Origin of the sequence: Pseudomonas sp. GM24, assembly GCF_000282235.1 — a bacterium.
Taxonomy (GTDB): Bacteria; Pseudomonadota; Gammaproteobacteria; order Pseudomonadales; family Pseudomonadaceae; genus Aquipseudomonas.
Genome location: NZ_AKJR01000297.1, coordinates 1 through 10083, shown reverse-complemented (window position 1 = coordinate 10083; position 10083 = coordinate 1). Strand labels below are relative to the sequence as shown.

General features: G+C 61.1%; 6 protein-coding genes. 5 read left to right on the top strand and 1 reads right to left on the bottom strand.

Annotated elements, in window-relative coordinates; genetic code table 11:
- Nucleotides 1–198: 198 nt before the first annotated feature.
- Nucleotides 199–1824, bottom strand: coding sequence for a pyoverdine maturation tyrosinase PvdP (gene pvdP / locus PMI23_RS27085; RefSeq protein WP_007913360.1), 1626 nt, complete (start codon nucleotides 1822–1824; stop codon nucleotides 199–201).
- A 207-nt stretch (nucleotides 1825–2031) separates the two neighbouring features.
- Here pvdP and pvdM point away from each other — a divergent pair, with 207 nt between their 5' ends.
- The 5 genes from pvdM (at nucleotide 2032) to PMI23_RS27060 (ending at nucleotide 9964) form a co-directional block, all read left to right on the top strand.
- On the top strand, nucleotides 2032–3402 hold the full coding sequence (gene pvdM / locus PMI23_RS27080; protein ID WP_007913358.1) for a pyoverdine-tailoring dipeptidase-like protein PvdM: 1371 nt from the start codon (nucleotides 2032–2034) through the stop codon (nucleotides 3400–3402).
- Nucleotides 3399–4685, top strand: coding sequence for a pyoverdine-tailoring periplasmic protein PvdN (pvdN, locus tag PMI23_RS27075; RefSeq protein WP_007913356.1), 1287 nt, complete (start codon nucleotides 3399–3401; stop codon nucleotides 4683–4685). Before pvdM ends, pvdN begins: the two co-directional genes overlap by 4 nt.
- Nucleotides 4686–4722: 37 nt before the next feature.
- Nucleotides 4723–5610 carry a dihydropyoverdine dehydrogenase gene (pvdO, locus tag PMI23_RS27070; protein ID WP_007913354.1) on the top strand — a complete coding sequence of 296 codons (888 nt, stop codon included), beginning with the start codon at nucleotides 4723–4725 and terminating at the stop codon, nucleotides 5608–5610.
- 109 nt (nucleotides 5611–5719) lie between these two features.
- Nucleotides 5720–7369 (top strand): cyclic peptide export ABC transporter, encoded by a 1650-nt coding sequence (locus PMI23_RS27065; RefSeq protein WP_007913352.1) that lies wholly within the window; start codon nucleotides 5720–5722, stop codon nucleotides 7367–7369.
- Nucleotides 7370–7483: 114 nt separating this feature from the next.
- The gene (locus PMI23_RS27060) at nucleotides 7484–9964 is read left to right on the top strand and encodes a TonB-dependent siderophore receptor (RefSeq protein ID WP_007913351.1); all 2481 of its coding nucleotides are present in this window, start codon (nucleotides 7484–7486) and stop codon (nucleotides 9962–9964) included.
- The last annotated feature ends 119 nt before the right edge of the window (nucleotides 9965–10083 follow it).

Genomic DNA, 10083 nt, shown 5'->3' with positions numbered 1-10083 from the left:
TTTTAATGATACGGCGACCACCGAGATCTACACTCTTTCCCTACACGACGCTCTTCCGATCTATCTTTTGATCTTGCTTTTAAGAGTCAAGATCAAAAGATCGCAGCCTTCGGCAGCTCCTACACGGGGATCGTGTCGTGACTGATTGAATTCTCGGGGCAAAAAAAATCGCAGCACCTGGCTGCGATTTTTTTGCGCTTAGAGTTGCCGGCCTTTCACTTTCAGATGCCGGGCATACCACGGCCGCTGCGGCACTTTGCGGAACAGGTCGGCCATGTTGTCTTCATCGCCAAACGTGATGCGCAACGCCAGCTTCATCGTCTCCGGGTCCATCTCCACCGAGCGGCCGATTTGCAACCCCGGCACGGTACTGCAGCCATGGGTGTCCGGCCCCAGCCAAGGGTCGTCGACCTCAACCCAGCGCCCCGGTGCGAACCACGGCACACCGTTGACTTCCAGCCGGCTGACTTCACCCGGGTGAAAACGCTCATGAGCACGGAACCAGTCTTCGATACGGTCATCGATCCAGCCGTGGAAACGCCAGAACACCGGGTTCACATGGGAGGAAAACGGGTCGCCGAGGAAGTCGTTTTCCGGCGCATACCAGCGCGCCGCAAAGTCCGCCTGATCGCGCGCCATCGGCACCGGAATGTCGTTGGACGGATCCCGTGCCACCGACGCCCAGCGCATGTGCAACCAGTCGTGCAGACCCAATTCGACTTCCGAACCGAACTGGCCGAGGCTGAGTTTCGCCAGGTAGCGCGGGTCGCGGTACTGCGATTCCCACACCTGGAAATTGCTGTGGTAAGTCTCGGCCGCTTTGATGTCGCTGACCCACTTGGTGTACTCGTCGTCACCTTCGGTCAGCCAAGTCGGAGGCAGTGCGTCGCCGTCGTGATTGTCGAAGTAGCGGGCGAAGCCCTGGCGGTCACGCTCCAGTTCCGGCTGCGGCATCGGGAAGGCCTGCCAGGACGGCAAATCCTGCATCGAACGGGCCTTGCCGAGCATGTGCCGGTGCATGAAGAAGAAGTCGATGCCCGAACCATTGCGATCCTTGCTCGGCCCACGGGCATCGCGCTCCTTGTCACGGGGGCCGGGTTGCCAGCCGATACCGCGCAGCGCGTCGCGTTTTTTCTCCGAGAGCTTGTGCCACTTGTCGCGGCTGGCGTGCCAGAGCTGGTGGAACAGGCGATGTTCCGGCGCCACCAGCCACGCCAATAATGTCGGGTTCAACCCAGTGCGCTCACGCGCCTCGGGGAAACGCCGCTTGATGGCGATGAAATGGTTGTCGAGTTCAGGCAGCGCCAACGGCCGATCCAGGCGCAACACATGCCCGGTGAACGTGCCGCTGCCGGCATTGCCGAACGCCGCCCAGACTTCGTCGAGTTTGACTTTGAATTCGTAGACCGGCGGCGCGTGCGGCGCATCGGTGCGCATCAGCCGCCAGTACAATTCGGCGCCGTTGCCCGGCGCCAGATCGCCGATCACCTGATAACGCGCAGGTTCTGCTGAACGCAGATTGGCACCGGTATCGAGAAACCCGCGCAAGCCGCGCCCCCGGTGGGCAATGTCGAGAAACAGCTCCAGGCCTTCGCGTGGCAAGCCATCGAGCCCCGCCGCAGCGCCGCTGAAACGAATATCCCAGACGCCGCGCAGGTTGTCCGCCAACTGTTGACCAGCCGTATCGGCCAGGTCGACCGTGGCCTCTCCCGGGGTGATCGGAAACTCCTCGCGGGTCAGCTCACGATGTGCATAAAAAGCGGCAGGCAGCGCGGCGCCCGTGAGTGCCATGCCCGCCATGAACCAGCGTCGAGAGATCGTCATTGCCCTACCTGTGTCAGCCATGAAGCAGGCTTTATCCAAGCTAGAACGTTTGCTCGCCGGGGAAATTTACGGCCCCGGCAAAAGATCGCGATGCGCCGTCAGCGCTTTTCCTGCGCGCGACTAAATTACCCGCCCGGCCACTCGTTCCTCCCAGATAGCAAAGGCCCCTGCGCCTGCACCTCGACGGCGAACCTGAATGAGATGGCAATGACAAAACCGCGTTCGAAAAAGGCTCTATTTATCGGCCTGCCGCTGGCCTTGGCGATCAGCGCCGGCGCAGGGTTTCTGACCTGGGATTACTGGTTCCGGGACAACCCTGGCTACCCGGTAAAGGTGATGAAACAGGCGACCGAATTGCAGGATCGCCTCCTCTCGTTCGACAGCCACATCACCGTTCCGCTGAGCTTCGGCGCCCACGGCAACGAAGCCGACAAGGACGGCTCCGGCCAGTTCGACCTGATCAAGGCCAATCGCGGACGCTTGTCGGGCGCTGCGCTGACCGTGTTCGGCTGGCCGGAAATGTGGAACGGCCCAAATGCCCCGCATCGCCCCACCGAAGGTTTTGTCGAAGAAGCCCGCAACCAGCAGGAAGTCCGCTACAAGATCATCACCGGCATGGTCCGCGACTTCCCCAATCAGGTCGGCATCGCCTACACCCCGGATGATTTCCGCCGCCTGCACGGCGAAGGCAAGTTTGCGATTTTCATCAGCATGCTCAATGCCTATCCACTGGGCAACGACCTGAGCAAACTGGACCTGTGGGCCGGGCGCGGCATGCGCATGTTCGGCTTCAGCTACATCGGTAACAACAGCTGGGCGGACTCGTCGCGCCCGCTGCCGTTCTTCAATGACTCGCCGGACGCCCTCGACGGCCTCTCCGATATCGGCAAGCAAGCGGTGCACCGTTTGAACGATCTGGGCGTGATCATCGACGTTTCGCAGATGTCGACCAAAGGCCTGGAACAGGTTGCGCAGTTAAGCCGCACACCGTTGGTGGCCTCGCACTCGGCACCGCGTGCGGCGGTGGATATTCCGCGCAACCTCAGCGACAAGGAATTGCAGCTGATAAAAAACAGCGGCGGTGTGGTTCAGGTGGTTGGCTTCTCGCAGTATCTCAAGCCGCTGACCCAGGGCACGCAGGACAAACTCAATGCCCTGCGCGCACGCTTCGATCTGCCGCCATTGCCAAACCTGGCCATGGCGCTGATGCCGGGCGATCCGATCATCACCGCCTGGTCGGAACAGAAACTCGGCCAGTACGCCAGCGGCCTCTACGGCATCCTTGAAGAAGAGCCGAAAGCGACCCTCAAGGATCTCGGCGACGCCATCGATTACACGGTGCGCAAAATCGGTATCGACCATGTCGGCATCTCGTCCGACTTCAACGACGGCGGCGGCATCAAGGGTTGGGAGAACGTTGGCGAAATCCGCAACGTCACCGCCGAACTGATCCAGCGCGGCTACTCCGAAGCGGACATCGCCAAGCTGTGGGGCGGCAACTTCATGCGCGTCTGGGATCAGGTGCAGAAAGCCGCGAAACCGGCGCTGATTTCCCGTCAGGACACTGCCAAGCCATGACTGACCGCCGGACCTTTCTGAAACAGGCCGGTGTGATGGCGGCTGCCCTGCCATTCGGCGCCAGCCTCGCGGCGCCGGCAATGGCCACGACTTCGCCAGTGGCTTCTGCGAACAAATGGACGCAATTGCGCCAGCTGTTCGATCAGGACCCGCAGGCGATCCACTTCGCCAACTTCCTGATCACCTCCCATCCCAAACCCGTGCGCGAAGCCATCGAACGCCATCGCGCCACGCTCGACCGGAATCCGGGACTGGCGATGGATTGGGATCTGGGGAGCAACGAACAATTGCAGCAAAACGTGCGGGTCTGGGCCGGCAAGTATCTGCAAGCCAAGCCCGGCCAGATCGCCCTCACTGGCAGCACCACCGAAGGCCTGGCGATGATTTATGGCAGCGTGCAGGTGCGCGCGGATCAGGAAATCCTTACCACCGAACACGAACACTATTCCACGCGCAACATCCTCGATTTCCGCAGCCGCCGCGATGGCACCCGGGTGCGCAAACTCAAGCTGTTCGAAACGCCGCAAAGCATTTCCATGGATCAGGTGCTCGACACGATCAACCGCAACATTCGCCCTGAGACCCGCGTACTCGGCATGACCTGGGTGCATTCGGGCAGCGGCGTGAAATTGCCGATCAGCGATATTTCGCGGCTGGTCGATGAACACAACCGTCAACGTGACGACAAGGACCGCTTGATCTACGTGGTCGACGGCGTGCACGGTTTCGGTGTCGACGACCTGAGTTTCCCGCAGATGAACTGCGACTTCTTTATCGCCGGCACCCACAAATGGATGTTCGGTCCGCGCGGCACCGGCATCGTATGCAGCCGCAGCGAAGAGCTGAAGTACGTCAGCCCGAGCGTGCCGACGTTCTCCGAAGCCACTTCCTTCGCCACCATCATGACCCCGGGCGGCTATCACGCCTTCGAGCATCGCTGGGCGGTGGACGAAGCGTTCAAATTGCACCTGCAACTGGGCAAGGCCGACGTTCAGGCACGCATTCATCAGCTCAACAGCTATCTGAAACAGCGCCTGCGCGAACGCGCGGACATCGAACTGGTGACCCCGCTCGAGCCGAAATTTTCTGCCGGTTTCACGTTCTTCCGGGTCAAGGGCCAGGACAGCGACGAAGTGGCCGCCTACCTGATGCAAAACCGGGTGATCTGCGATGCGGTCAGCCGCGACGTCGGCCCGGTGATTCGCACGGCGCCCGGCCTGCTCAACAACGAAGCCGAAGTGGAGCGTTTCATGGCCCTCCTCGAAAAAAAACGGCGCGCCTGATCCCTCGACTCCAGTTTTCCTTTCACAGAGACGACTCATGAAAAAGCCTCACGCCTGTTTCACCTTCAAGGCCCTGCCCGCGCTGGCCCTGACCGCGCTGTGCGCCGGCCTGCTGCCCGGTGCTGCTCAAGCGGCGACGCCGCCGGCGCCGGGCAAAGTGTTCAAGGACTGCAAGGACTGCCCGGAAATGGTCGTGCTGCCGACTGGCACCTTCACCATGGGCACCCCGGATGACGAAGTCGGCCGCGAACCGGACGAAGGCCCGCGCCACGACGTGACCTTCAGCAAACCGTTCGCCATCAGCCGCTTTCAGGTGCTGGTCGGCGAGTGGGACGCGTATGTGCGCGAAACCGGCAACAAGCCTTACGACTTCGATGATCGCCCGGGCCGCCGCTGCACCGCTGGCAAACCGGAATTCAAACAGACTGCCCGCGACCCGGCCGTGTGCATGAACGTCGCCGAAGCCCAGGGCTACATCGATTGGTTGTCGAAAAAAACCGGTCATGCCTATCGCCTGCAAAGCGAATCGATCCGCGAGTACGCCGCACGCGGCGGCAGCAGCGGGCCCTTCCCTTTCCCGTTCGATGAAGGCAACAACTACCAGATCTCCAAACACGCCAACACCTATGGCGCCGCCGACGGTTACAACTTCACCTCCCCGGCAGGCACATTCCCGGCCAATGCCTTCGGCGTTTACGACGCTCACGGCAACGTCTACGAATGGACCGCCGACTGCTATCACAAGGATTATTCCGGCGTACCGAACGACGGTCGCCCATGGACTCAGGAAAACTGCGAACGCCAGGTCATGCGTGGCAACGACTGGGGCGAGGCGCCGGTGTTCTCGCGTTCCGGCAACCGCAACAGCAGCTGGCCAACCAGCAAGGGCGACTGGCTCGGGTTTCGCGTAGTGCGCGACCTCTGATCCTGCCCGCCACGACCGCAGTGCCGTCTGCGGTCGTTTAAAGAAAGTCCGTGACCATTCGTTTTCCTTTAGTACCGGCACTCCCTCCGCACCGAAGCAGGAATCCTCCATGACCAAGCCTACGCGTGGGGCGATCAACGAATTGTTCGCCTTGCTCAAGCCCTTCCGCCTGATCGTCTCTGTGTCCATCGTGCTCGGCATGATCGGCGGCCTGAGCGTCACCGTGCTGCTGGCAACCATCAACAATGCCCTGCACTCCGACGACGGCCTGACCCGCACGGTGGTGATGATTTTCGCCGGCCTCTGTGCGCTGGCCTTGCTGACGACGATTCTGTCCGACATCGGCACCAACTACGTCGGCCAGCACATCATCGCCAAATTGCGCAAAGAGCTGGGGGAGAAGGTCTTGTCGGCGCCAATCGACCAGATCGAACGCTATCGCAGCCACCGGTTGATCCCGGTGCTGACCCACGACGTCGACACCATCAGCGACTTCGCTTTCGCGTTTGCCCCGCTGGCGATATCCATGACCGTCACCCTCGGCTGCCTCGGCTATCTGGCCATGCTGTCCTGGCCGATGTTCCTGATGATGCTGGTGGCGATTGCCATCGGCACGACCATTCAGGCGATTGCCCGGGCCAAAGGCATGCGCGGTTTCTACGCCGCCCGTGATGCCGAAGACGAACTGCAAAAACACTACAACGCGATTGCCGAGGGTGCCAAGGAACTGCGCATTCATCGCCCGCGTCGCCAGCGTATGTTTGTCGCCGGGATTCAGAAAACCGCCGAGAAGATCTGCGACACCCAGATCAAATCCATCAACACCTTCGTCATCGCCAAGTCCTTCGGCTCGATGTTGTTCTTCGTGGTGATCGGCATGGCGCTGGCCCTGCAATCCTTCTGGCCCAGCGGCGACAAAGCGGTAATGAGCGGCTTCGTCCTGGTGCTGCTGTACATGAAGGGGCCGCTGGAGCATCTGGTCAGCACGTTGCCGATCATCAGCCGTGCGCAGATTGCCTTCCGCCGCATCGCCGAACTGAGCGAGCAATTTTCCTCACCCGAACCGCACCTGCTGCTGGAAGATCAGGGCAAGAAACCCGGCGCGGTCAACAGCCTCGAACTGCACAACGTGCGTTACGCCTTCCCGCCTGTGGAAGGCAGTGAGCCGTTCCGTCTGGGGCCGGTGAACCTGCGTATTGAACAGGGCGACATCGTGTTTATCGTCGGCGAAAACGGTTGCGGCAAAACCACGCTGATCAAATTGTTGTTGGGTTTGTATGCGCCGACCGAAGGCGAGATCCGCGTCAACGATCAGCCGATCACCGCGCTCAACCGCGATGACTACCGGCAGAATTTCACGACGATTTTTGCCGACTATTACCTGTTCGACGATCTGATTCAGGGCGACCGCGAAGTCCCGCAGGACGCGACTCGCTACCTCGAACGTCTGGAGATCGCGCACAAGGTCAGCGTGCGCGACGGTGCGTTCAGCACCACCGATTTGTCCACCGGCCAGCGCAAGCGTCTGGCACTGGTCAATGCCTGGCTCGAAGAGCGGCCGGTGCTGGTGTTCGATGAATGGGCGGCCGATCAGGACCCGACGTTTCGGCGTATTTTCTACACAGAGTTGTTGCCAGACCTCAAACGTCTGGGCAAGACCATCATCGTCATTTCCCACGATGACCGTTACTTCGACGTCGCCGATCAACTGGTGCGCATGGAGGCCGGCAGGGTCAAGAGCGAACTGCAAACCGCTTGATCGACGCGGCCGCGGCCAGGCCGGAAAAATAATTTTCCGGTTTGCCGCGGCTTCCTCGTCTTAATGAGATGAATAAGAACCATTAACAACTATACCTGCCAAGGTCTTAACCTCATGTCCGCATCCCGTTTCATGCTTCGCCCTCTGACTCGAGCCCTGCTGGTGCACGGCGCGACACGCACTCGACTGGCCGGCACCGGCCTTGGTCTGGCACTGACACTCACGGCAGCGCCGTATGTCCAGGCCCAGGAATGGACCCTGAACATCCCGTCGCAGCCACTGGCTCAAGCGCTGCAAACCCTTGGCCAGCAGACCAGCCTGCAAATCATCTACAGCCCGGAAAGCCTGCAAGGTTTGCGCTCCAGCGCACTCAACGGCCGCTACCAGGACGATGAGTCACTCAAGGCGATGCTCAACGGCACCGGCATCCGCTACCAGCGTGACGGCAACACCGTGACCGTCCTCGGCCCGGCCACCGGCAGCGCGATGGAACTGGCCCCGACCAACGTCAACGCCAGCCGCCTGGGCGCCACCACCGAGGGCAGCAACTCCTACACCACCGGTGGCGTGACCATTGGCAAGGGCGTGCACTCGCTGAAGGAAACCCCGCAGTCGGTCACGGTGATGACCCGCAAGATGCTCGATGACCAGAACCTCAACACCATCGAACAGGTGATGGAAAAGACCCCGGGCATCACCGTGTATGACTCGCCCATGGGCGGCAAATATTTCTACTCTCGCGGCTTCCGTATGACTGGCCAGTACCAGTACGACGGCGTGCCGCTGGATATCGGCAGCAGCTACGTGCAGGCCGACAGCTTCAACAGCGACATGGCCATCTATGACCGCGTGGAAGTCCTGCGTGGCGCGGCCGGCATGATGAAAGGCGCAGGCGGCACCGCCGGTGGCGTCAACTTCGTGCGCAAACGCGGCCAGGACACTGCGCACACGCAACTGTCGCTGTCGGCAGGCACCTGGGACAACTATCGTGGCCAGGTCGACACCGGCGGCCCGCTGAACGACTCCGGGACCATCCGTGGTCGCGCCGTGGTCACCGAACAGACCCGTCAATATTTCTACGACGTGGCCAGCCGCAAGGATCAGATCTACTACGGCGCCCTGGACTTCGACCTCAGCCCCGATACCACCCTGGGTCTGGGCTTCGCCTGGGAAGATGTTGACGCCACCCCGTGCTGGGGCGGCCTGCCGCGTTACGCCGACGGCTCCGACCTGCACCTCAAGCGCTCCACCTGCCTGAACACCGCGTGGAACAACCAGCGCAGCAAACGCGCCACCTACTTCGCCGACCTGAAACACCAGTTCAACGACGACTGGTCGCTGAAAGTCGCCGGGGTGTACTCGCGTAACACCCAGGACATGGAATACGCCTTCCCGAGCGGCGCGGTACCGGTCGGTGCCACCGCATCGAACACCCTGATGCTGGGCAGCATTTACGACTACGACCAGCGCGATTACGGCTTCGATGCCTATGTCGACGGCAAATTCGACGCCTTCGGTCAGCAACACGAACTGACCATCGGCGCCAACGCCAGCCGTTCGCACAAGGATGACTTCTACGCCGTCGCCGCGCTGCCACAACGGCAGAACGTGCTCGACCCCAACCACCACATCCCGCAACCGGACGAAAGCTACTACCTGGCCAACGCCTCCCGTGGCGGCCCGGTGGACATGCACATCAAGCAATACGGCGCCTACTCGATCGCCCGCCTGAAACTGGCTGATCCGCTGACCCTGGTCCTGGGCAGCCGTGTCAGCTGGTACAAGTCCGACACCGATTCGGTGCAGTACTTCCGTGGCGAAGGCACCCAGGTCGATACCAAGTCCACCGAAACCGGCCAGGTCACGCCGTTCGCCGGTGTGCTGTTCGACCTCAATGACAACCTGACTGCCTACGCCAGCTACACCGACATCTTCACCCCGCAAGGCGCCTACAAGACCATTGATGGCAGCACCCTCAAGCCATTGGTCGGGCAGAGCTACGAACTGGGGATCAAAGGCGAGTGGTTCGACGGTCGTCTGAACAGCTCCTTCAACCTGTTCCGCACCATTCAGAAAGATGCCGCCCAGGATGACCCGCGTTGCGAGGACAGTTCTTGCTCGATCAACTCCGGCAAGGTTCGCGCGCAAGGCTTCGAAGCTGAAGTCAGCGGTGAAGTGATTGACCGCCTGCAATTGCTCGCCGGTTACACCTACACCCAGACCAAGGTGCTGGAAGATGCCGACGCCACTCAGGATGGCGTGGTTTACAACTCCTATGTGCCGCGCCACTTGCTGCGTGTGTGGGGTGACTACAGCCTGAGCGGGCCACTGGATCGCGTGACAATCGGTGCGGGTGTCAACGCGCAGACGGGCAACTACCGGACTTCGCCTTTGGGCGGTGACAACATTGATGGCGCCGGTTATGCGGTCTGGAACGGTCGCATTGGCTACCGTATCGATGACACCTGGTCGGTGGCGCTTAACGGGAACAACCTGTTTGACAAGCGTTACTACTCGACCATTGGTACCGAAGGGTTCGGTAACTTCTATGGTGATCCGCGTAACTTCGTGATGTCGGTCAAGGCTGACTTCTGATTGGGTGTGATGTGAGAGAGCCCCGCTTTGGCGGGGCTTTTTTTCGCCTGTTAGTCTTGGCGGCCTTGGGGCCGACCATGCTCCTTGGGTTTTGGGGGCATATCCGTTGCTGCGGATGG

What these genes read in the sequence shown, in the direction of transcription:
- pvdP (WP_007913360.1), bottom strand. Translation starts at nt 1,824, where the DNA reads ATGACGATCTCTCGACGCTGGTTCATGGCGGGCATGGCACTCACGGGC.
- pvdN (WP_007913356.1), top strand. Translation starts at nt 3,399, where the DNA reads ATGACTGACCGCCGGACCTTTCTGAAACAGGCCGGTGTGATGGCGGCT.
- PMI23_RS27060 (WP_007913351.1), top strand. Translation starts at nt 7,484, where the DNA reads ATGTCCGCATCCCGTTTCATGCTTCGCCCTCTGACTCGAGCCCTGCTG.
- pvdM (WP_007913358.1), top strand. Translation starts at nt 2,032, where the DNA reads ATGACAAAACCGCGTTCGAAAAAGGCTCTATTTATCGGCCTGCCGCTG.
- pvdO (WP_007913354.1), top strand. Translation starts at nt 4,723, where the DNA reads ATGAAAAAGCCTCACGCCTGTTTCACCTTCAAGGCCCTGCCCGCGCTG.
- PMI23_RS27065 (WP_007913352.1), top strand. Translation starts at nt 5,720, where the DNA reads ATGACCAAGCCTACGCGTGGGGCGATCAACGAATTGTTCGCCTTGCTC.